This window comes from Lentzea waywayandensis, assembly GCF_900115955.1.
GTDB classification, from domain to species: Bacteria; Actinomycetota; Actinomycetes; order Mycobacteriales; family Pseudonocardiaceae; genus Lentzea; species Lentzea waywayandensis.
On sequence record NZ_FOYL01000011.1, the window covers coordinates 202,338 to 222,307 of the forward strand.

Consider the following 19,970-nt stretch of genomic DNA (forward strand, 5'->3'; position numbering starts at 1 on the left):
GCGGGAGTCACCCGGTGGGCCGCGGCCGTCCGGGTGACGCCAGGTAGGCTTCCGGCCGCCATGAGACCCCAGCCTCAGTGGGCGGCGTTAGACGTCTACGCGTCCAACTCCGACCTCTACGCCGATCCCCGACTGGTGGAACGGGTGGATTACCGGCGTCGCTTCAAGCGGCACCGGCCCCGTACGCAGTCGGTCGTCCTCGCCCCGCACGGCGGCGGTATCGAGGTCGGAACGTCCGAGTTGTGCCTCGCGATCGCGGGTTTCCACCCCGGAACACGCGTGCCGATCGGCCAGACGCACGACTACTGGATGTTCGAGGGCCTGCGCACGGCCTCCAACGACGAGTTGCACGTGACGTCGTCGAACTGCGACGACCGCGTGGCGCGCACGCTGGTGTCGGGCGCGTCGCACGCGCTGGGCCTGCACGGCTGCACGGCGGCCGCGGCGGGGCTGGAGGACCACGACCGGGCGGTGCTCGTCGGCGGGCGGGACGCGTTGCTGCGCCTGGAGCTGCTGACGCGGCTGCGGCGGGCCGGCTTCCACACGATCGACGCGGTGGACCACCCGATCCTGGGCGGCTTCGACCGGGCGAACATCGCGAACCGGACCCGCTCGCGGCAGGGCGCGCAGCTGGAGCTGACGACTCCGCTGCGCACGGCGATGTTCGAGGAGAACTCGCGGTCGGACCGGCGGCACACGACGACCGAGGTGTTCTGGGACTTCGTGCACGCCTGCCGTGCGGCCGTGACGGCGCGTGAGGCCCTCAACAACTAGCGTCGAACGCGTGCGCCTCACGTCGGTCACCGTCGGTACGTCACAGCCTCGCGAGCTCGCCGGGTTCTACGCCCGGCTGCTCGGCGCGTCCGTGGGGCGGTGCAGGACGACTGGGCCCAGGTGCGGGTGCTGATCGATCTGGACGGGCACCCGTTCTGCCTGTTCCTGGGCTAGACGCGCTGGGCGAGCAGCCGGCCGGGCCACGTGCCGTTGCGGGCGGTGAAGGTGGCGATCGGGGTGAAGCCCTGCTTCTCGTAGTAGGCGACGAGGCGGTGGTCGTCGCCGTCGTAGCAGTCGACGCGCAGCAGGCCGAGTCCGGCGGCACGGGCTTCGGCTCGGGCGTGGGCCAGCAGGGTGGCGCCGACCCCGCGGCCGGCGTAGGCGCGTGCGATGACCAGCAGCGACACGTAGTGCTCGGGTTCGGGGGCGGGCGGCACGTAGTCGGGCGGCGTGGTGGAGGTGATGATCACCCCGGCCACCACGCCCCCGCTGGCTGTCTCGGCGCGGTCTGCCCCGTCGACCCCGTATGCCCCGTCGACCCCGTATGCCTCGTCGACCTCGTCGACCTCGTCGGCGACGGCCAGCCACACGGTGCCGGTGGTGGCGAGGCGGGTGAATCGTTCGACGGCGGCCGGGGCACCGGACCAGTGGTCGGTTCCCCACTGTCCGGTGCGGCCCTGCGAGGCGAGCCAGTCCTGCGCGTCATCGAGCATCGCCATGATCGCCGGCACGTCGGCCGGTCCGCCTCGCGTGACATCCATGCGTCTACAGGTACTTCTTGAGCTCCCGCTTGGCCAGCGACATGCGGTGGACCTCGTCGGGGCCGTCCGCGAGGCGCAGGGTGCGGGTGGCGGCCCAGAGTTCGGCGAGCGGGAAGTCCTGGCTGACGCCGGCGCCGCCGTGGGCCTGGATGGCCTTGTCGAGGACCCATTCGGTCATCGACGGGGTGCCGATCTTGATGGCCTGGATCTCGGTGTGGGCGCCCTTGTTGCCGACGGTGTCCATCAGCCACGCGGTCTTGAGGACCAGGAGCCGGGCCTGTTCGATGCGCACGCGGGACTCGGCGATCCATTCGTGCACGACGCCCTGGGTGGCGATGGGCTTGCCGAACGCGATGCGCGAGGAGGCGCGGCGGCACATGAGTTCGAGGGCGCGTTCGGCCATGCCGATCAGGCGCATGCAGTGGTGGATGCGGCCGGGGCCCAGGCGGGCCTGGGCGATGGCGAAGCCTTCTCCCTCGCCGGAGATGAGGTTCGAGGCGGGGACGCGGACGTCGACGAACTCGATCTCGGCGTGGCCGCCGTGGGCGTGGTCGCCGTAGCCGAAGACGTGCATGGCGCGTTTGACGGTGACGCCGGCGGCGTCGCGCGGGACGAGGATCATGGCCTGCTGGCGGTGACGTTCGGCGCCGGGGTCGGTCTTGCCCATGACGATGAAGATCGCGCAGTTCGGGTTCATCGCGCCCGAGGACCACCACTTGCGGCCGTTGATGACGTAGTCGTCGCCGTCGCGTTCGATGCGGGTGGCGATGTTGGTGGCGTCGGAGGAGGCGACCTCGGGTTCGGTCATGCAGAACGCGGAGCGGATCTCGCCGTCGAGCAGGGGCTGAAGCCACTGCTTCTTCTGCTCGTCGGTGCCGAACATGGCCAGTACTTCCATGTTGCCGGTGTCCGGGGCGGCGCAGTTGAGCGCTTCGGGGGCGAGGTGGGGGCTGCGGCCGGTGATCTCGGCGAGCGGCGCGTACTGGAGGTTCGTCAGGCCCGCGCCGTGTTCGGGGTCGGGCAGGAAGAGGTTCCACAGGCCCTGGCGGCGGGCTTCTGCTTTGAGCTCTTCGAGGATGGGCTGGCGTTCCCACGGGTCGGCGGCGTCGTGCAGCTGCTGTTCGAGGACCGCTTCGGCCGGGTAGACGTGTTCGTCCATGAACGCGAGGAGCTTGGTGCGCAGTTCCTCGGTCTTGGCGTCGTAGGCGAAGTCCATTAGAGCTCCTTGTGGGCGGCGGCGAGTCCCTGCCGCACGAGGGGAACGGTGAACGCGCCGAGCTTTTCGAAGCCGGCGCCGACGGTCTTGCCACTGGCGAAGCGGAAGTGGATGCCTTCGACGATGACGGCGAGCTTGAAGTAGCCGAAGGCGATGTACCAGCCCAGGCCGGAGGTGTCGGTGCCGGTGCGGGCGGTGTAGCGGGCGACGAGCTCGTCGGCGCTCAGGAACCCGGGCAGGGAGGGGACGCTGCCGGTGATCGGGTCGTTGTCCACGCCGAGGCCGGCCCAGTAGACGTAGAGCAGGCCGAGGTCGGCGAGGGGGTCGCCGAGGGTGGCCATCTCCCAGTCCAGGACGGCGCTGATCGCCAGGGGGTCCTGGGTGACCAGCGCGTTGTCGAGGCGGTAGTCGCCGTGGATGATCGCGGCGCGCGGGGAGTCGGGGACGGTGTCGGCGAGTTTGTCGCGCAGTTCCTCGATGCCGGGCAGGTCGCGGCTGCGGGAGGCGTCGAGTTGCTTGCCCCATCGCTTGACCTGCCGTGCGAGGAACCCCTCGGGGCGGCCGAAGTCCTCCAGTCCCACGGAGGCGGGGTCGACGGAGTGCAGGTCGGCGAGCACGTCGACGAGGCGTTCCGACAGGGTGCGGGCCATGTCCGGGGTGATCCACGGGCACTGTGAGCGTTCGCGCAGGGCGGCGCCGGGCATCTCTTCCATGAGGTAGAACGGCGCGCCGATGACGGAGGTGTCCTCGACGAGCCTGTGCGCGCCGGGCACGGGAACGTTCGTATCAGCGAGTGCGGAGATGACGCGGAACTCGCGGGCCATGTCGTGGGCCGTGGCGAGCACGTGCCCGAGCGGCGGGCGGCGCAGCACCCAGGTCTGCGTGCCGTCGCTGACGCGGTAGGTGAGGTTGGAGCGGCCGCCGCGGAACAGCTCGCCGGTCAGCGGGCCCGTGCCCAGGTGTGCGGCCAGTGCCCGTAGGTCGAGGCCGGGAAGGTCGGTCACAGGTTCACTCCGAGGGTGGCGAGGTGGGCGCGGGTGCTCTCAGCGCTCGTGTGGCGGAACGCGTGCATGCCGACGGACTGGGCGGATTCGACGTTGATCGGCGCGTCGTCGAAGAACACCGCGCGCCCGGCGTGGACACCGACCCGCTGCAGGGTGTGGTGGTAGATGCGCTCGTCGGGTTTGCGCAGGCCGATGCGGCCGCTGATCACGACGGTGTCGAACAGCTCGATCAGCAGGTCCTTCGGGTAGCCCTCGCCCCAGCTGTTGGACAGCAGCGCGGTGTGCAGGCCGGCGGCGCGGGCCTTGCGGACGAGCTCGACCATCGCGGGGTCGGGCGTCGCGCCGCCGAACATGCGCCCCAGCAGCCCGTTCTCGTCGATCTTGGCGCCGGTGGTGGTGATCAGCTCGGCGGCCAGCAGCCGTTCGAACTCGGGCACCGTCAGCTCGCCGGTCTCCAGGCGGAACACGGGGTTGTCCGGGAGCGCCTCGCGGCTGAGCCATTCGCGCATGATGCGGCCGTAGACGTCGCGGTCGATGGCCTCGGCGTGCAGCCAGGCGCCGACGAACTCGGGCACGGAGACCGTCAGGACGCCGCCCCAGTCGAAGATCAGCGCGTCGACCAGTGGCTGTTGCGGAAGCGTTGTGTCACCCACGACTCGGAGGGTACCGACCGGTCGGTATGTCGGCAACCGGTGATCGGGGACAGCGACTTTCGGCGGATGGGACAAGTCCTCTTTATGCGGTTCCCGGGCCCCTCGGACCTCGATACGTTCGAGTCCGAAGGGGGTCGGACAACTCATGGCACGAACACTGACGGTGGCCCTGGCCACCGCGATGACGCTCGCCCTCACCCAGGTCCCCGCCGCCCAGGCGGACAGCGGACCGGTCGTGAGGACCGACAAGGGTGCTGTGCGGGGCAAGGTGACCGAGACGGTGCGGACGTTCGGGAGCATCCCGTTCGCCGCCGCCCCGACCGGTGAGAACCGGTGGCGCGATCCGCGGCCGGTGACACCGTGGCCCGGGGTGCGGGACGCGACGACACCCGCGCCGGTGTGCGCACAGACGCCGCAACTGGGCGAACCCGGCTCGGACGTCGAGGACTGCCTGTACCTGAACGTCACGACACCGGCGAGGAACTCGCCGAGGCCGCGGCCGGTGATGGTGTGGATCCACGGTGGTGGGTTCATCAGCGGCAGCGCTTCGGGATATGACGCGCGGTGGCTCGCGACGAGCAACGACGCCGTGGTCGTGACGGTGAACTACCGGCTGGGGGTGTTCGGATACTTCGGATACCCCGGACTCACCGGGTCGGGTGCGTTCGGGCTGGCGGATCAGCAGGCGGCGCTGCGGTGGGTGCAGCGCAACATCCGCGCCTTCGGCGGCAACGCCCGTGACGTCACGGTGCTCGGTGAGTCGGCGGGTGGGCTGAGTGTGTGCGCTCAGCTGGCCTCGCCGGGCGCGGCGGGGTTGTTCGGCAAGGCGGTCATCCAGTCGGGGCCGTGCGGGCTGAGCGTGCCGGATCCGGCGGTACCGGGCGGGCTGCAGACGTTCTGGAAACCGCGCGAGGAGGTCGAGAAGCAGGGCGCCGGCCTGCGGCTGGGCTGCTCGGACCTGGCCTGCCTGCGCGCGTTGCCGGTGTCGAGGCTGCTGCAGGTGCACGGCGAGTTCGCGCAGCCGGCGTTCCACACGCGAGTGCTGCCGATCGATCCGCACAGCGCCCAGGACACCGGCCGCATGCATCGGGTGCCGACGCTGGTGGGGTCGACGCACGACGAGATGACCCTGTACGCGGGGCTGCTCTATCCCGAGCGGATTCCGGACGACGGGTTCGCGGCCAAGGCCGCGCAGGTGTTCGGCGAGCAGCTGGGCGCCCAGGTCGTGGCCCGGTACCCGGTCAACGGCAACGCAGACGCGCGGGACGAGCTGGCGGCGGCGCTGACGGACCGGTCGTGGTCGTGCCCGACGCACGAGACGCGACAGCGGCTGAGCCGGCGGATGCCGGTGGCGGGGTACGAGTTCGCGGATCGGAACGTGCCGATGTTCTTTCCCGGCATGCCGCCGTTTCCTGGCGGCTACCAGGCGTTTCACGCCTCCGAGTTGCCGTTGCTGTTCGACTTCGGGGTGCCGTTGACGGCGGGTCAGCGGGAGCTGTCGGACTACATGGTCTCGGCGTGGGGCCGGTTCGCGCGCACCGGTGATCCGGGCTGGCGGGCCGAGGTGCAGTCGCTGGCCGCCGGCGCGGTCGGGCCGGCGGACTTCTCGAAGGACCACAAGTGCGAGTTCTGGGAGGCGTTGTGAGAACGATGCTGTCGGCGGTCGTGGCCGCCGTGATGACGTGTGCGGTGCTGGTGAGTCCTGCCGTCGCGGACGGTGGCGCGGTGGTGCGCACGGACAAGGGTGCCGTGCGGGGCAAGGTGACCGAGGCCGTGCGGACGTTCGGGAACATTCCGTTCGCCGCCGCCCCGGTGGGTGCGAACCGGTGGCGGGATCCGCAGCCCGCCGCGCCGTGGCAGGGCGTGCGGGACGCGACTACGCCCGCGCCGTTGTGCGCGCAGAACTCCCAGCTGGGGCAGCCGTCGTCGCAGACAGAGGACTGCCTGTATCTGAACGTCACGACGCCGGCGAAGGGTGCGGCGCGGCCGCGGCAGGTGATGGTGTGGATCCACGGTGGCGGGTTCACGTCCGGGGCGGCGTCGATGTACGACGCGACGTGGCTGGCGAGCAAGAACGACGCCGTCGTGGTCACCGTGAACTACCGGCTCGGGGTGTTCGGGTTCTTCGGCCATCCGGGCCTGGCCGGGTCGGGTGCGTTCGGGCTGGCCGATCAGCAGGCGGCGCTGCGGTGGGTGCAGCGCAACGCGCGTGCGTTCGGTGGTGATGCGCGCAACGTGACGGTGTTCGGGGAGTCCGCGGGTGGCCTGAGCGTGTGTGCGCAGCTGGCGTCACCGCGGGCGGCCGGGTTGTTCGCCAAGGCGATCATCCAGTCCGGGCCGTGCGGGCTGAGCCTGCCGGCGTTCACCGGGACGGGCGAGTTCGCCGGCGTGTGGCGCTCCCGCGCCGACACGGAGAAGGCGGGCGTCGGGGTGCTCGGCTGCGCGGACGTGGCGTGCCTGCGGGCGCAGCCGGTCGAGAAGCTGCTCACGGTGCACGAGCAGTTCGCCTCTCCGTCCTACGACACGGCGGTGCTGCCGATCGATCCGATCGTGGCGCAACGCACGGGCCGGATGCACCGCGTTCCGACGCTGGTGGGGTCGACGCACGACGAGATGACGTTGTTCGCGCCGTTGTTCTGGCCGCAGCCGCTGCCCGAGACGTCCTACCGAAAACTGCTGGCCGGGCTGTTCGGTGCGAACGCGGACAAGGTCGCGGCCCGGTATCCGGTCAACGGCAACGGTGACGCGCGGGACGAGATCGCGCGGCTGCTGACCGACCAGGGATGGGCGTGCCCGTCGCAGACGGCGCGCAACGAGCTGGGACGGCGTGCCCGCGTGTCGGGGTACGAGTTCTCCGACCCGGACGTGCCGATGATCTTCCCGGACCTGCCGCCGTTCCCCGAGTACGGGGCCTATCACGGCTCTGAGCTGCTGATGCTGTTCGACATGGGCCAGACGCTGACGCCAGGGCAGCGCAAAGTCTCGGACTACATGATCTCGGCGTGGGGCCGGTTCGCGCGCACCGGTGATCCGGGCTGGCGGGCCGAGGTGCAGTCGCTGGCTCCGGGAGCGATCGGCGGCACCGATTTCGCCCGGGATCACCAGTGCGGGTTCTGGTCGTCCATTCTGTAGCTCATGCCCGGCTACCGCGGACTCGCCCGCGATCGCGAGTTCCGTGCCCTGTTCGGGGCGCACGTGGTGTCGGTGGCCGGGGACCAGTTCGCCAGGGTCGCGCTGACGGTGCACGTCTACGACCGCACCGCCAGCGCGGGCCTCACCGCGCTGACCTACGCGTTGACGTTCCTGCCGGACCTGCTCGGCGGGCCTCTGCTCTCGGGGCTCGCCGACCGGTTCGCCCGCAAGAAGGTCATGGTGGCCGCGGATCTCGTGCGCGCGGCCCTGTTGGTGCTGATGGCGGTGCCGGGACTGCCGCTGTGGGCGCTGGCGGCGCTGCTGGTGACGGTGCAGCTCGCGGGCGCGCCACACGGGGCGGCACGGGCGGCGTTGCTGCCCAACATCCTGCCCGACGAACGGTATCCGCTGGCCCAGGCCGTGCTGAACACCGTCACCCAGGCCGCGCAGGTCGCCGGGTTCCTCGGCGGCGGTGTGCTCGTGGCATCGCTCGGGCCGGGGCCGGTGCTGCTGGCGGACGGGGTGACGTTCGCGGTGTCGGCACTGCTGGTGGGCGTGTTCCTGCTCGACCGGCCACCGCCGGGCCACCCGCACGTACGGGCCTGGCCCGCGGACCTGCTCGGCGGAGCACGCCTGGTCTGGGGTGACCGGCGGCTGCGGGCACTGGTCGCGCTCGCCTGCGTGTCCGGGTTCTACATCCCCGCCGAGGCACTCGCCGCGCCACTGGCCTCCCAGCTCGGCGCCGGTCCGGCGGCAGTGGGGGCGATCTTCGGCGTCGTGTCGGCCGGGACCGCGCTGGGCATGGTGGTGCTCGCGCGCATGCCGGCCGGGCGTGGGCTGCGGTGGATGCCGTTGCTGTCGGTCGCCTCGTGCGCGCTGCTGCTGCCGATGGCGTTGTCTCCGGGACTGGCGTGGACGTTGGTGCTGCTCGGGCTGTCGGGGGCGGCGAGCGGGTATCAGCTGCTCGCCAACGCGACGTTCGTGCGGTCCGTGCCCGACGCGACGCGCGGGCAGGCGTTCGGACTGGCCGTCACCGCGCTGCGGGTCTCGCAGGGGCTGGGCATCGCCGCGGCCGGGGCGGCGGCGCACTGGTGGCGGACACCGCACGTCATCGCGGTCATCGCCGGTGTGGGGGTGCTGGCCGCGGCGGGTGCGGCGTGGGAGTGGACCCAGGCAGTCGGACAGGCCGAACGAAGCCCCAGGACCGAAACGTCACGGTGACGATGGAGGGTGCGGGCGGGGCACCCTCCTGCGCCACCGCGGTTCACACAAGGCTCAGACGGTCCAGTCGGTCGACGCGAACGTCCAGTCCGTGGACGAGACGAACGTCCAGTCGGTCGAACCGGAGCTGAAGGTCCAGTCCGTCGACTTCGCGAAGGTCCAGTCAGTGGAGGTGAAGGTCCAGTCGGTGGACAGCGCGCGGTTCATCATGACCGTCTCCTTGTGGGAATGCGGGGTGTGCAATGAGGGGTGAAAACACGAGGGCTACTCGGGGTGAGGTCCCCCACATGGAGCCACGACTTCGCGTGACCCGGTAGCTACAGTGGTTTGTTCCTGATGGTTTTCGGTGGGGGTGGCAGCGTGCCTAGGCTCGACCCGCGCCGGTGGAAGTTATGGTCCCTTCCTCCTGTCGTGCTGACCTACGTCGTGACGATTGCCGTGCTCGCGGCACTCGTCACGCTCGCGACCGCACGGCTTACCCCTGTCGAGGTGCGCCACTGGGCCTGGTTCGCGGCACTCACCGCGGCAGCGCTCATTCATCTGGAAGCGGCGCGCGGAATCGAACGCATCCGCGAAATCTCCTCTGAGGGTGTCCCTCACGCGCAGATGCAATCGGTGTGGCAATTCGCGGGCGTGCTCGTTCTCCCGATGCCACTCGTCGTCCTGATGGTCGTGACCATCTACCTGCACGCGTGGCTGCGGGTGTACGAGCGCCGGGCCGTTCTCTACCGGAAACTGTTCTCCGCGGCCACTGTCGTACTTGGCTGTGCCGCAGCGCAATGGGTCCTGGCCATGTTCTCCGCCTCAAACCCGTCCGACCTGGACGGACCACGCGGCCTCATAGCACTCGTGATCGCGGGATTCCTCTACTGGTTCGTCAACTACGCCCTGGTCGTGGGCGCCATCATCATGACCAACCCCGCGAACCCGCTGAAGACCGCACTCGGCCACGCCTCCGACGTCCTCATCGTGACCGCCTCGGTCGGCCTCGGCTCCGGCATCGCCATCATCGCCACCGCCCGCCCGTGGCTCTCGCCGATCCTGCTGCTCACCGTCCTGGCCCTGCACATGGGCCTGCTGCTGCCGCAGTTCCGCGTCGCCGCCCGCACCGACAGCAAGACCGGCCTGGTCGACGCCACCTTCTGGCACGACGTCGCCGAACGCGAGATCACCCGCGCCCGCCGCCTCGTCTCCACCGTCGGCGTGCTGATACTGGACCTCGACCACTTCAAACAGATCAACGACACCTACGGCCACCTCGCCGGCGACCGGGTCCTGCGCGCCGTCGCCGACGCCCTCAAACACGCCGTCCGCTCCTACGACCTCGTCGGCCGCTTCGGCGGCGAGGAGTTCGCGGTCCTGCTCCCCGGCGTCGGCACCACCGAGGTCCGCGCCACCGCCGAACGCATCCGCTTCGACATCGCCCGCCTCGAGGTCGAGGTCATCGACCGCCTCGGCAACCCCCGCGTCATCACCGGCCTCACCGGCTCCGTCGGCGCCGCGGTGTTCCCCGACACCGCCACCGACCTCAGCCCACTGCTGCTCGCCGCCGACGAGGCCCTCTACCAGGCCAAGAACAACGGCCGCGACCGCGTCGCCACCGCCGCCGCCCGCTAGTGGCGGCACCACGAGGCACTCGTCTACCCGCGAATTCACCCGGCAACGTTCCGGGCCACTAGACCCGCAGGAACGCCTCGATCCGCGCCGACACCGTGTCCGGGTCCTCCACCCACGGGTAGTGCCCCACACCCTCGTGCACGAACAGCGTCGCGGCCGGGAACAACGCCGCCAGCTCCACGCACCGCCGCACCGGCGAGATCGGATCCACCTCGCACGCGTACACCAGCACCGGATGCTCGAAGTCCGCGATGGCCCGGCGCAGCACACCCGGCACGAACGCGCCCTCGGCGTTGTAGCCCAGCGCCACCTCGAACTTCCACTGCCCCAACTCGGCGTCCGCGTGCGCCCGGCTCCGCTCGTCCCACCGCGCGTACAGCAACGGCGACGCCGCCACCCGGTTGCGCACCGAGTCGTCCCCGGCCGCGTTGCGCTCCAAAGCCGCCGTCGCCACCTCGAACCACGGCTGATCAGCACGCGAGGCCAGGAACGTGTCCCAGTCGCTCTGCTCCGGCGACAACCCGACACTGCGCAACGCCGGAGTGAGCAGCACCAGCTTCCCGACACGATCCGGATAGTCCGCCGCAAACCCCATCGCGATCCCGGCACCCGCCGAGTGACCCAGCACGTCCACCACGTCCAAGCCCAGGTGACGGCGCAGCATCTCCACGTCCCGCACCAGCATGTCGCGCCGGTAGGTGAACGGATCCGCCGGCTCGTCCGACTCCCCCGTACCCCGGTTGTCCAGCACGACCAACCGCCGCGACGCGTCCAGCCCGCCCAGCGTCTCCAGGTACTCCGAGGCCCGCCCGGGACCACCCGCCAGCACCACCAGCGGGACGCCGTCCCCTGCTTCTCGATAGGCGAGTTCGGTGCCGTCGAACGAGGTGAAGCGTGCCATGCTGCACATCATGCCGAAGATCGCCACGGCCGACCTCGTCGACCGGCCGCAGCTGCTCGAGTTCCTCTCCACCCGCCACCACGGCGTCCTCATCACCCGCCGCAGCAGCACCGGCGGAGTACAGGTCTCCCCCGTCTCCTGCGGCGTCGACACCCAGGGCCGCATCGTCGTCGCGACCTACCCGCAACGCGCCAAGGTCCGCAACGCCCGCCGCAACCCCAGCGTCACCATCTGCGTGCTCTCCGACGACTGGGACGACGCCTACGTCCAGATCGACGGCACCGCCGAAGTCCTCGACCTGCCCGAAGCACTGGAGGACTTCGTCGAGTACTACCGCTGCATCGCGGGCGAGCACCCCGACTGGGACGAGTACCGCGCCGCCATGCTCCGCCAGGGCAAGTCCCTCATCCGCATCACCATCGACAGCTGGGGCCCCATCGCCACCGGCGGCTTCCCACCCGAACTGGACGCGTGAGCACGCCGGCCGTCACCTAGCCGGACCACGCACCGCCCCAGCCCGCCGGCTTCTCCAACAGCACACACGAACCGCCGTGCGGGCCCTCGACAGACGCGATCACCCCAGTCGGCACGGTCGTGGGCTCCAGCAGCACACGACCGTCCAACTCGGACACCTTCGCGCACGCCGCCGCGAGATCGTCCACGGCGAAGTACGTCTGCCAGCCCTGCCCACGCGTGGTCGTGAGCCGACCCGCCACCGAACGCGGATCGCCATGACGCGCCGACGTGAACAGCACGAAGTCCTCCGTCGCCGGCCTGGTCTCCCAGCCCAGCGCCCCGGTCCAGAACTCGTCGTCCGGCGCCTCGACCATCAGCTCGACCCAGCACGGCTCACCGTGCCGAGGCGGCGGCGCCCACGGACCGTGCAACACCCTGCCGGAGTCCACAGAGGAGTTCCCAGCCAGCTCACGCGCCTCGTCACCACCGAAGACGACACGCCAACCCTGTTCCCCCGCAACGACCTGAGCAGCGAGTCTGTCCCCCACCCAGCCCGAGAACGACCCACCCGGCTCCGCTATCACCGTCCAACCGAGAACACCGGCGAAGAAATCCACCGACAACTCAGGCTCGGCAACGCTCAACTCAAGACGACGAAGACCACAAGACGACACGGGCATCCCATCGGGCGCGGATCAGGAGCGCGCCCCATCCTCTGCTCCGACCACCTGAGACGACAATGCGCCATTCGGCGGCATGCGCTCCGCACTCACCACGTCACGCAACGGGATCGGCTTGCCGAGGTGGAAACCCTGCCCCACCCGCACCCCGAGCCGCTTCAGCGCGTCCACCTGTGACGGACGCTCCACCCACTCCGCGACGGCCGACAGTCCCAGCCCGTTCGCGATCTGCACGATCCCCGACACCAGCACCGCGTCGGCGTCGTTGGTCTCGATGCCCTTCACGAACTCGCCGTCGATCTTGATGCCCGTGATCGGCAGATGCTTCAAATGCACGAACGACCCGAACCCCGAACCGAAGTCATCGAGCGTGATCCGGCACCCGAAGCTGCGCAGCTGCGTCGCCAGCGTCACCGCGGCGTCCAGGTTGGTCACCGCCGCCGTCTCCGTGATCTCCAGACCCAACCGGCCCGGCGCCACCCCCGCCGAACCCAGCTTGTCCAGCACGAAGTTCCCGAAGTCCGGATCCTCCAGAGTCCGCCCCGAGACGTTCACGTTGAACCTCAACCGCGGATCCGGCTGCGCCACCAGCGCGTCGATCGCCGTCGTCAGCACCCACCGATCCACCTCGAGAATCAGGTTCGACCGCTCCGCCACCGGCAGGAAGTCCGCCGGACCCAGATACGGCTCCTGCTGATCCTCCAGACGCAACAACAACTCGTGACCGAGCACCTGACCCGTCGTCAGCTCCACCATCGGCATGCCGTACAGCGCCAGACCGTTGCCCGCCAGCGCCGCCCGCAACCGGTCCAGCACACTGACCCGCTTCACCGTGTCCGCGTAGTGGTTCGGCTCGTACACCGTCACCCGGTCCCGGCCCGCCGCCTTCGACGCGTACAACGCCAGATCCGCGTTCGCCAGCACCAGCTCCCACGAGTCACCCGGACCGAACTCCGCCAGCCCCGTGCTCACCGTGATCCGCGCCGGCGTCCCGATCCCCGCCAGCGGAAAACCCGCCACCGCGTCCCGCAACCCGTCCGCCACCTCGGACGCGTCCTTCGGCGACGCACCCGGCAACACCACCGCGAACTCGTCACCACCCAGACGAGCGATCAACCTGTCACCCAAACGGGACTGCAACGCCGACGCCAGCATCCGCATCACCCGGTCACCCACCGCGTGCCCACGCAGATCGTTGACGTCCTTGAAGTTGTCCAAATCCAGCACCAGCAACGCACCCGAACCGTTGTTCGCCAGCTCCTGCTCCAGAGCACGCGTCAACGCCCTGCGGTTCGGCAGACCCGTCAGCGGATCCTGCTCGGCCATCCTCACGAGCTCGTCATGCACCCGCGACGACTGCGTCACGTCGTGCGCCGTACCCAAAGCGCGCAGCGGAGTGCCGTCATCACCGACGACGACCTCACCGAAGCACTCGAACACCCGCTCCTTGCCGTCCGGCCGCAACATCCGATGCGTGTACGTGAACACCGAACCCGTCTTGAGCGCCGCGTCGAGCGTCTCCTCGATCATCGGCAGATCGTCCGGATGCACCAGCTGCGAATAAAGCTCGAAGTCGAACGCCGTCCCCGCCGAGAACCCGAACATCTCCAGCAACGTGTCCGACCAGATCACCCGATCCTCACGGATCGACCACTCCCACGTCCCCATGCGACCGAGAGCCTGAGCCCGGCGCAACGCGTCCGCCTCCTGCGTCACCGTCAACTCACGATCACGCCACGCCGACACGTCCACGACCTCGTACATCAGATCGTCACCCAGCCGCGAGCACCGCACCTCGAGCCACTTCGGACCCGGCACCAGCACCTCACGAACAGGGGCGGGCACCTCGGGCACCCCGGGAAGCAACGCCGGCAACGACCTGCCGTACGCCTGCTCGACCGGAACCCCCAGCACAGCACCCAACGCGCGGTTGCACCACAACAGGTTCCCGCGCGAGTCCGTCACGGCATAGCCGACACCCGCTCGGTCCAGCACCGTGCGGCAGTAGGAGGTCACGCGCGTCATGATCGTCCGATCACCGGACGTAAGCAACCCGCTACGCCGGTCAGTTCGCTGTTGTGCGAACGGCTATCGCAGCCGCTCCAAACCCTTCGCCGACTCCACCAGCTCCGCGGCCAGCTTCCTCAGCTCCTCGTTCTCGGCCCCGTCCTGCGCGGCCGTCACCACATCCTCCGCGGCGCACCGCAGCTGGAACAACCTGTCCTGCAGATCCGCCAGCTCGGCGGTGCTCAGCACCACCGCGTCCTCCGGCAGACCACCCCGCTGCAACGCCGCCCTGCGCTCGTACGCACGCTGACGACACGGCTGCGCGCAGTACCTCCGCGGCCGGCCGATCCTCCCACTCCCCGGCAACCGCCTCCCGCACCACGCACAGTGCCTGGGCTCATCCGCCTCCATGGAGCGCTCCATGGCGCGCGACGGTAGCGAATAGCGGTGTGCGGTCTCCAGCGACGCGCCAGAAAGCCAGACCTTCGTAGGGAACCGGACACTACCCGCCGGTCCGTTGGTGCTTGTTTTTGGAGGGGTTTGATCAACTTCTGTCGCTTTGGCCGCCGAGAAACCTCGTTTCAGACCACACTGAAGCAATAGAGTTGAAGAAGAAAGTGTGTCGCCACCCACCGTCCACCCCGGAGCCACCGCGGGAAGGCACACTCTCGACACGTGACACATCCCTACCTCGCAGGCCACCGCCCCCGAGCCTTCGCCCACCGCGGCTGGCACGTCGACGACCTCACCGGCATGGAGAACTCGCTGAGCTCCTTCCGCCGGGCCGTGCAGGAGGGCTACCGCTACATCGAGACCGACGTCCACGCCACGTCCGACGGTGTCGTCGTCGTCCACCACGACCACACCCTCGACCGCACCACCGACGCCCAGGGCGTCGTCACCGACCTGCCCTGGACCGAAGTACGACGAGCCCGCGTCGGCGGCCGCGAACCCATCGCCCGCCTCGCCGACGTCCTCGAAGAACTCCCCGACACGTTCTTCAACATCGACGTCAAGTCCGAGAACGCCGTCGAACCGATCATCGCCCTGCTGCGCAAAGCCAAGTCACTGCACCGCGTCTGCCTCGCGAGCTTCTCCGACAACCGCCTCGCCCGCCTGCGCAGGATCGCCGGACCCGAACTGCTCACCTCCATGGGACCCCGCTCCGCCGGCGCCCTCTGGGCCGCCGGACGCATCCCACTGGCCGGACTCGCCGTCCGCGGCCAGGTCGCCCAGGTCCCCGTCAGCCAGGGACGCCTCCACATCGTCGACCGCCGCTTCGTCCAGGCCGCCCACCGCAGGGCACTCGAAGTACACGTCTGGACCATCGACGACGAAGCCGACATGCGCGCCCTGCTCGACCTCGGCGTCGACGGACTCGTCACCGACAGGCCGGACGTCCTGCGCGAAGTTCTCCAGTCCCGCAACAGCTGGTAACAGCTTGGACAGTCGATCATCGGGCGTGTCGGCGGACAAGTACAGTCCGCCGACATGAAGGTCAAGGGCGACGACGCCGCCGACGCCAACAACGCCGGGCGCCGCAAGAAGGAACAACGCGGCTGGGTCTGGTACGACGTGGCGAACTCCGTGTTCCCCACGTCGGTGATCACCGTCTTCCTCTCGCTGTACCTCACGAGCATCGCGACCAACGCGGCCAAGGCCGACAGCGCGCTCAACGGGGCCAACCCGTGCGCCGGCGACAACGCCTTCGACCACTGCGACGTCACGATCCTCGGCCTGCAGTTCCCCTCCGGCTCGCTGTGGGGCTACCTGCTCTCCATCGCAACCGTGGTCCAGGTCCTCGTGCTGCCCGTCATGGGCGCCATCGCCGACCGCACCCAGAACAAGAAGAAGATGCTCGGCTTCTTCGCCTTCACCGGCTCCGCGGCCACCATCGCGCTCGCCACCGTCGAAGGCACCAACTGGAAGCTCGGCGTCGTCTTCTTCATCATCGCCAACATCTGCTACGGCGCCAGCGTCGTCGTCTACTACGCCTTCCTGCCCGAGATCGCGACCCCCGACGAACGCGACGCCGTCTCCAGCCGCGGCTGGGCCTTCGGCTACCTCGGCGGCGGCGTCGCCCTCGCGATCCAGCTCGGCATCACGCTGTCCGCCGACTCCCTCGGCATCACCTCCGGCGACGCCGCGCGCATCGCGTTCGTCATCTCCGGCATCTGGTGGGCCGCCTTCACGATCATCCCGCTGCGCGCCCTCACCGAGCACCAGCGGCCGCACGGCGGCGAACACGGCGCCTCGGTGATCTCCGCCGGCTTCAAGGAACTCGGCACGACCTTGAGGCAGGCCAAGGCGTTCCCGCTGACGCTGGCGTTCCTCGGCACCTACCTGATCTACACCGACGGCATCGCCACCGTCGCCAACGTCTCCGCCCAGTACGGCAGCGTCGAGCTCAAGTTCGAACAGCAGACGCTGATCACGGTGATCCTCATCGTCCAGTTCGTCGCGTTCGTCGGCGGCGTGCTGCACGGCTTCGTCGCCAAACGCATCGGCGCCAAGAAGACGATCCTCGGCTCCCTGGTCGTGTGGATCGTCGTGATCACCGCCGCGTTCTTCGTCAAGGCAGGCGACGAGACGTCGTTCTACCTCGTCGCCGCGGGCATCGGCATCGTGCTCGGCGGCACGAACGCCCTGTCCCGCAGCCTGTTCAGCCAGATGGTGCCGCCCGGCCGCGAGGCCCAGTACTTCTCGCTCTACGAGGTCGGCGAGCGCTCCACCAGCTGGCTGGGCCCGCTGGTCTTCGCCGGCGTCGGCCAGGCCACCGGCAGCCTCCGGCCCGCCATCCTGGCCCTGATCATCTTCTTCGTCGCCGGCTTCGTCCTGCTGATCTTCGTGCCCGTCCGCCGCGCCATCAAGGCCGTGGGCAACAACGAACCCGCACTCGTCTGACATCCACTTCGGTTCAGGGCGGCGCCGCTTTCCCAGCAGCGCCGCCCTTTTTCACGCCCGGACCCGCTGCCGCACCGGCGCCACCGCGGCCAGGACGAGCAACAGCGCCAGCCCACCCGCGGGCACCAGGACCCCTCCCCCGGCGACGACCAGGAACAGCAACGGCACCAGCTGCAGCACCGCGAACAACGACAACGCCCGCCCCAGCACGAAGTCACCGCGCACGAACGCGACCACCCGCACGATCACGGTGATCAACCCGACGGACAGCAACCCCACCCCCGTGGCGAACCCGCCCACCACCCCGAGCAGCGCCGCTCCCCCACCCCACCAGAGCAACCTGCGCGCGGGCGGCGTAGGCGCCTCCCGATGAAAACCCAGACACAGGCACACGAACGTCACCAGCGACGGCAACTGGAACACACTCCACGTCAGCACGCTCCCCGGCTGCCCCAGCGTGATCATCGAGACCAGCACCGGCGCGGCCGCCGCCACCTTCGCGAGCGTCCGCCGCCCGTTCAGCAACGCGGCGAACGCCACGACCGGCCCCAGCTCCAGCACCCGCCACCACGGCTCGGGCGCCTGGTACGGACGACCGAACCCGACGACGACGCTCACGATCGCCGCCGTGGCGTAGAACAGCCCGAGCAACAACCCGAGCATCCCCAGCGCCCGCACGACCTCACCGCGCCACACGACCTTCGCCGGCACGCCCGTGAGTACCGCGCCCGCCGCGAGATGCGTGCGCACCGACAGCCCGAGGATCGCGCCCGTCTCCCCCCACCCCGGCCAGCTGTGCTCCAGGTCGAGATCGTCGTCCCGCTCGGCCAGGAAGATCCCGACCATCTCCTCCTCGCGGTCCTGCCGGTACCACCGGGGCAACACCTTCAGCAGCACCCGGTACCGCCGCTCCAGATTGCTCACGCCCGGCTCGCCCACGTCTGGACGCCCCTCCCCCTCAGCACCGCGCTCGCCGCCCGCACGTTCGCGCTCAGCCTCGCGACCTCCGCCTGCAACGCCCGCACACCGGAGTCGGTGAGCCTGTAGTAGCGCCGCAGCCGGCCCTGGTGCACCTCTTCACGGTCGCGCTCGGCGAGCCCGTCCGCCACCAACCGGTCCAGCACCCCGTACAGCGTGCCGACCCGCAACGTCATCCGCCCTTCGGACAGCTGCTCCACCGCCTGCACGATCGCGTAACCGTGCAGTGCCTCCTCCGCCAGCGCGGTGAGGACGAGGAACGTCTGCTCGGACATGACCCGACCACTCATGTCGCTGAATATATCGCGGCGCAAGCTATATCGGGAAGCGGAAGAACCAGTGAAAGCTGACTTCAGGCAACACTGAAGCAATAGAGCATGCCAAAGCGTGGCGTCGAGCCTTCGGCGGGTTGGGAGGTTCGCCGGCCGCGGGCACCGGCGCGCAGTTCCCGGCCACGAACACGGGCGCAGTACAGCGCCGTGACCGAAGCCCGGACACCCGCTCCCCTCCTCACCCGACGTCGCCAAGCCCCGCCGTCGGCTCCCGTCCCCCTCCCCCAGCGGAACCTCGCTTGCCCTCCCCTGCCGATGCGCTCTTGCTCGTTCGCCACGGCACGCCCTCCACCCCGGGCCTCACTTTGGTCAACACTGAAGCTATCGAGTGGTCCGAGTCGAGATGAGGTTTGGAACGCCCGCAAAGCGGCTATGCCGTCGCGAAATGGCTGGTCGCACTCGAATGACCCGACGCGGAAGAGGGGAGGACCGTGGGGATTCCTCATGATCGGGATCCAGGCACTAGGGTGACCCGCCGTGGACGCCCTTCCCGATCCGACAGACGCCCTCTCCGCTGTCCCTGTCGCTGGTTCCCGGCGCTCGACGCCGGTGGTCGGGCACCTCAAGTTCTTCTTCGGTCCCATGGACTGCGGCAAGTCGACGCTCGCGCTCCAGATCGACCACAACAACTCTCGTCAGGGCAGGCGCGGCCTGCTGCTGGTGCGGCACGACCGGTCGGGCAGGCCGCAGATCTCCAGTCGCATCGGCATCACGCGCGAGGCCGCGGAGATCCGCGACGACGACCTCCGCGCACTGGTGCGGGCGGAGTGGGCCGAGGGCCGGCGCGTGGACTACCTGATCGTGGACGAGGCGCAGTTCCTCTCCCCCGCTCAGGTCGGGCAGCTGGCGGAGCTCGCGGACGACGTCCAGGTCGACGTGTACTGCTTCGGGCTCGCCACGGACTTCCGCGGCGAGATGTTCCCCGGTTCGCAGCGGCTGTTCGAACTGGCCGACGAACTCAAGGCGATCCAGGTCGAGGTTCTGTGCTGGTGCGGGGTGCCTGGGCGGTTCAACGCACGGGTGCGGGCCGGCCGGGTGATTCGCGCCGGGGACACGGTTCTGGTCGCGGACACGGCTTCGGACACGGAACAGCACCGATCGGGTACAGAGAGCAACGGTGTAACCGATACCACGGAAACTACTATCCGTTACCAAGTGCTCTGTCGGCGTCACTTTAGGTTGGGCGACCTGGGCCCTGACGTCGCACAAAGTGGTCAACTTCGGTTGGCCTAGGCGACTACCCACAGGCCCTACTGGGCCATTAGAGTGATGCATGAGCGCAGGAGCTTGATAACGCGTCACGATCCTGTGGCGATCGCATCCATTAGTAGGAA

General features: G+C 69.5%; 20 protein-coding genes. 9 read left to right on the forward strand and 11 right to left on the reverse strand.

Annotated elements, in window-relative coordinates; translation table 11 throughout:
* The first annotated feature begins 60 nt into the window (after nucleotides 1-60).
* Nucleotides 61-774 carry a poly-gamma-glutamate hydrolase family protein gene (locus BM417_RS34510; protein ID WP_093603190.1) on the forward strand — a complete coding sequence of 238 codons (714 nt, stop codon included), beginning with the start codon at nucleotides 61-63 and terminating at the stop codon, nucleotides 772-774.
* Between the two features lie 170 nt (nucleotides 775-944).
* Here BM417_RS34510 and BM417_RS34515 read toward each other — a convergent pair whose 3' ends face one another.
* The 4 genes from BM417_RS34515 to BM417_RS34530 are packed head-to-tail and all read right to left on the reverse strand — an operon-like array spanning nucleotide 945 to nucleotide 4,408.
* The gene (locus tag BM417_RS34515) at nucleotides 945-1,535 is read right to left on the reverse strand and encodes a GNAT family N-acetyltransferase (RefSeq protein WP_093603192.1); all 591 of its coding nucleotides are present in this window, start codon (nucleotides 1,533-1,535) and stop codon (nucleotides 945-947) included.
* A gap of 4 nt (nucleotides 1,536-1,539) precedes the next feature.
* The gene (locus BM417_RS34520; protein WP_093603194.1) at nucleotides 1,540-2,751 is read right to left on the reverse strand and encodes an acyl-CoA dehydrogenase family protein; all 1,212 of its coding nucleotides are present in this window, start codon (nucleotides 2,749-2,751) and stop codon (nucleotides 1,540-1,542) included.
* Nucleotides 2,751-3,755: a phosphotransferase family protein gene (locus BM417_RS34525; protein WP_093603196.1), complete on the reverse strand. Its 1,005-nt coding sequence runs from the start codon at nucleotides 3,753-3,755 to the stop codon at nucleotides 2,751-2,753. Before BM417_RS34525 ends, BM417_RS34520 begins: the two co-directional genes overlap by 1 nt.
* A complete protein-coding gene (locus BM417_RS34530; RefSeq protein WP_245822349.1) occupies nucleotides 3,752-4,408 on the reverse strand; it encodes an HAD family hydrolase in 657 nt (218 codons plus the stop codon). Before BM417_RS34530 ends, BM417_RS34525 begins: the two co-directional genes overlap by 4 nt.
* Before the next feature lie 145 nt (nucleotides 4,409-4,553).
* Between BM417_RS34530 and BM417_RS34535 the strand changes: the two genes are divergently transcribed.
* From BM417_RS34535 to BM417_RS34545, 3 genes are read left to right on the forward strand one after another with little or no spacing between them, the layout of a single operon-like run.
* Nucleotides 4,554-6,053: a carboxylesterase/lipase family protein gene (locus BM417_RS34535; RefSeq protein ID WP_245822350.1), complete on the forward strand. Its 1,500-nt coding sequence runs from the start codon at nucleotides 4,554-4,556 to the stop codon at nucleotides 6,051-6,053.
* Between the two features lie 5 nt (nucleotides 6,054-6,058).
* A complete protein-coding gene (locus BM417_RS34540; RefSeq protein WP_093603200.1) occupies nucleotides 6,059-7,540 on the forward strand; it encodes a carboxylesterase/lipase family protein in 1,482 nt (493 codons plus the stop codon).
* Nucleotides 7,541-7,543: 3 nt separating this feature from the next.
* Complete coding sequence (locus tag BM417_RS34545; RefSeq protein WP_093603202.1) at nucleotides 7,544-8,761, forward strand: MFS transporter; 1,218 nt, start codon at nucleotides 7,544-7,546, stop codon at nucleotides 8,759-8,761.
* Nucleotides 8,762-8,815: 54 nt separating this feature from the next.
* On the opposite strand, the gene BM417_RS48145 is transcribed toward BM417_RS34545, so the two are convergent.
* The gene (locus BM417_RS48145; protein ID WP_177320748.1) at nucleotides 8,816-8,971 is read right to left on the reverse strand and encodes a hypothetical protein; all 156 of its coding nucleotides are present in this window, start codon (nucleotides 8,969-8,971) and stop codon (nucleotides 8,816-8,818) included.
* Nucleotides 8,972-9,172: 201 nt separating this feature from the next.
* On the opposite strand from BM417_RS48145, the gene BM417_RS34550 reads away from it, so the two are divergent.
* Complete coding sequence (locus tag BM417_RS34550; protein ID WP_245822351.1) at nucleotides 9,173-10,378, forward strand: GGDEF domain-containing protein; 1,206 nt, start codon at nucleotides 9,173-9,175, stop codon at nucleotides 10,376-10,378.
* A gap of 58 nt (nucleotides 10,379-10,436) precedes the next feature.
* Here the strand turns inward: BM417_RS34550 and BM417_RS34555 are convergent, their stop codons facing one another.
* On the reverse strand, nucleotides 10,437-11,279 hold the full coding sequence (locus BM417_RS34555; RefSeq protein ID WP_093603204.1) for an alpha/beta fold hydrolase: 843 nt from the start codon (nucleotides 11,277-11,279) through the stop codon (nucleotides 10,437-10,439).
* 10 nt (nucleotides 11,280-11,289) lie between these two features.
* Here BM417_RS34555 and BM417_RS34560 point away from each other — a divergent pair, with 10 nt between their 5' ends.
* Nucleotides 11,290-11,754, forward strand: a complete 465-nt coding sequence (locus tag BM417_RS34560) for a PPOX class F420-dependent oxidoreductase (protein WP_093603421.1) — start codon at nucleotides 11,290-11,292, stop codon at nucleotides 11,752-11,754.
* A 16-nt stretch (nucleotides 11,755-11,770) separates the two neighbouring features.
* On the opposite strand, the gene BM417_RS34565 is transcribed toward BM417_RS34560, so the two are convergent.
* The 3 genes from BM417_RS34565 to BM417_RS34575 all read right to left on the reverse strand — a co-directional run bounded on the left by BM417_RS34565 (nucleotide 11,771) and on the right by BM417_RS34575 (nucleotide 14,845).
* Nucleotides 11,771-12,415 carry a VOC family protein gene (locus tag BM417_RS34565; protein ID WP_093603206.1) on the reverse strand — a complete coding sequence of 215 codons (645 nt, stop codon included), beginning with the start codon at nucleotides 12,413-12,415 and terminating at the stop codon, nucleotides 11,771-11,773.
* Nucleotides 12,416-12,430: 15 nt separating this feature from the next.
* A complete protein-coding gene (locus tag BM417_RS34570; protein WP_245822352.1) occupies nucleotides 12,431-14,431 on the reverse strand; it encodes a putative bifunctional diguanylate cyclase/phosphodiesterase in 2,001 nt (666 codons plus the stop codon).
* 72 nt (nucleotides 14,432-14,503) lie between these two features.
* Nucleotides 14,504-14,845: a hypothetical protein gene (locus BM417_RS34575; protein WP_030475304.1), complete on the reverse strand. Its 342-nt coding sequence runs from the start codon at nucleotides 14,843-14,845 to the stop codon at nucleotides 14,504-14,506.
* 252 nt (nucleotides 14,846-15,097) lie between these two features.
* On the opposite strand from BM417_RS34575, the gene BM417_RS34580 reads away from it, so the two are divergent.
* Together BM417_RS34580 and BM417_RS34585 are read left to right on the forward strand one after the other, a co-directional pair.
* Nucleotides 15,098-15,859, forward strand: a complete 762-nt coding sequence (locus BM417_RS34580) for a glycerophosphodiester phosphodiesterase (protein ID WP_245822353.1) — start codon at nucleotides 15,098-15,100, stop codon at nucleotides 15,857-15,859.
* 54 nt (nucleotides 15,860-15,913) lie between these two features.
* The gene (locus BM417_RS34585; protein ID WP_093603210.1) at nucleotides 15,914-17,326 is read left to right on the forward strand and encodes an MFS transporter; all 1,413 of its coding nucleotides are present in this window, start codon (nucleotides 15,914-15,916) and stop codon (nucleotides 17,324-17,326) included.
* Between the two features lie 51 nt (nucleotides 17,327-17,377).
* Here the strand turns inward: BM417_RS34585 and BM417_RS34590 are convergent, their stop codons facing one another.
* A complete protein-coding gene (locus BM417_RS34590; protein ID WP_143138917.1) occupies nucleotides 17,378-18,250 on the reverse strand; it encodes a hypothetical protein in 873 nt (290 codons plus the stop codon).
* Entirely contained in the window at nucleotides 18,247-18,594 is a 348-nt protein-coding gene (locus tag BM417_RS34595) for a PadR family transcriptional regulator (RefSeq protein WP_322789008.1), read from the reverse strand. The genes BM417_RS34590 and BM417_RS34595 overlap by 4 nt, the downstream gene beginning before the upstream one ends.
* A gap of 519 nt (nucleotides 18,595-19,113) precedes the next feature.
* Between BM417_RS34595 and BM417_RS34600 the strand changes: the two genes are divergently transcribed.
* Nucleotides 19,114-19,869, forward strand: a complete 756-nt coding sequence (locus BM417_RS34600; protein WP_093603216.1) for a thymidine kinase — start codon at nucleotides 19,114-19,116, stop codon at nucleotides 19,867-19,869.
* Nucleotides 19,870-19,970 lie beyond the last annotated feature (101 nt).

Excerpts from the sequence above, each read along its gene's own strand:
- BM417_RS48145 (WP_177320748.1), bottom strand. The coding sequence starts at position 8,971 with ATGATGAACCGCGCGCTGTCCACCGACTGGACCTTCACCTCCACTGAC.
- BM417_RS34510 (WP_093603190.1), top strand. The coding sequence starts at position 61 with ATGAGACCCCAGCCTCAGTGGGCGGCGTTAGACGTCTACGCGTCCAAC.
- BM417_RS34565 (WP_093603206.1), bottom strand. The coding sequence starts at position 12,415 with ATGCCCGTGTCGTCTTGTGGTCTTCGTCGTCTTGAGTTGAGCGTTGCC.
- BM417_RS34585 (WP_093603210.1), top strand. The coding sequence starts at position 15,914 with ATGAAGGTCAAGGGCGACGACGCCGCCGACGCCAACAACGCCGGGCGC.
- BM417_RS34595 (WP_322789008.1), bottom strand. The coding sequence starts at position 18,594 with ATGAGTGGTCGGGTCATGTCCGAGCAGACGTTCCTCGTCCTCACCGCG.
- BM417_RS34535 (WP_245822350.1), top strand. The coding sequence starts at position 4,554 with ATGGCACGAACACTGACGGTGGCCCTGGCCACCGCGATGACGCTCGCC.
- BM417_RS34575 (WP_030475304.1), bottom strand. The coding sequence starts at position 14,845 with ATGGAGCGCTCCATGGAGGCGGATGAGCCCAGGCACTGTGCGTGGTGC.
- BM417_RS34555 (WP_093603204.1), bottom strand. The coding sequence starts at position 11,279 with ATGGCACGCTTCACCTCGTTCGACGGCACCGAACTCGCCTATCGAGAA.
- BM417_RS34515 (WP_093603192.1), bottom strand. The coding sequence starts at position 1,535 with ATGGATGTCACGCGAGGCGGACCGGCCGACGTGCCGGCGATCATGGCG.
- BM417_RS34540 (WP_093603200.1), top strand. The coding sequence starts at position 6,059 with ATGCTGTCGGCGGTCGTGGCCGCCGTGATGACGTGTGCGGTGCTGGTG.
- BM417_RS34545 (WP_093603202.1), top strand. The coding sequence starts at position 7,544 with ATGCCCGGCTACCGCGGACTCGCCCGCGATCGCGAGTTCCGTGCCCTG.
- BM417_RS34560 (WP_093603421.1), top strand. The coding sequence starts at position 11,290 with ATGCCGAAGATCGCCACGGCCGACCTCGTCGACCGGCCGCAGCTGCTC.
- BM417_RS34520 (WP_093603194.1), bottom strand. The coding sequence starts at position 2,751 with ATGGACTTCGCCTACGACGCCAAGACCGAGGAACTGCGCACCAAGCTC.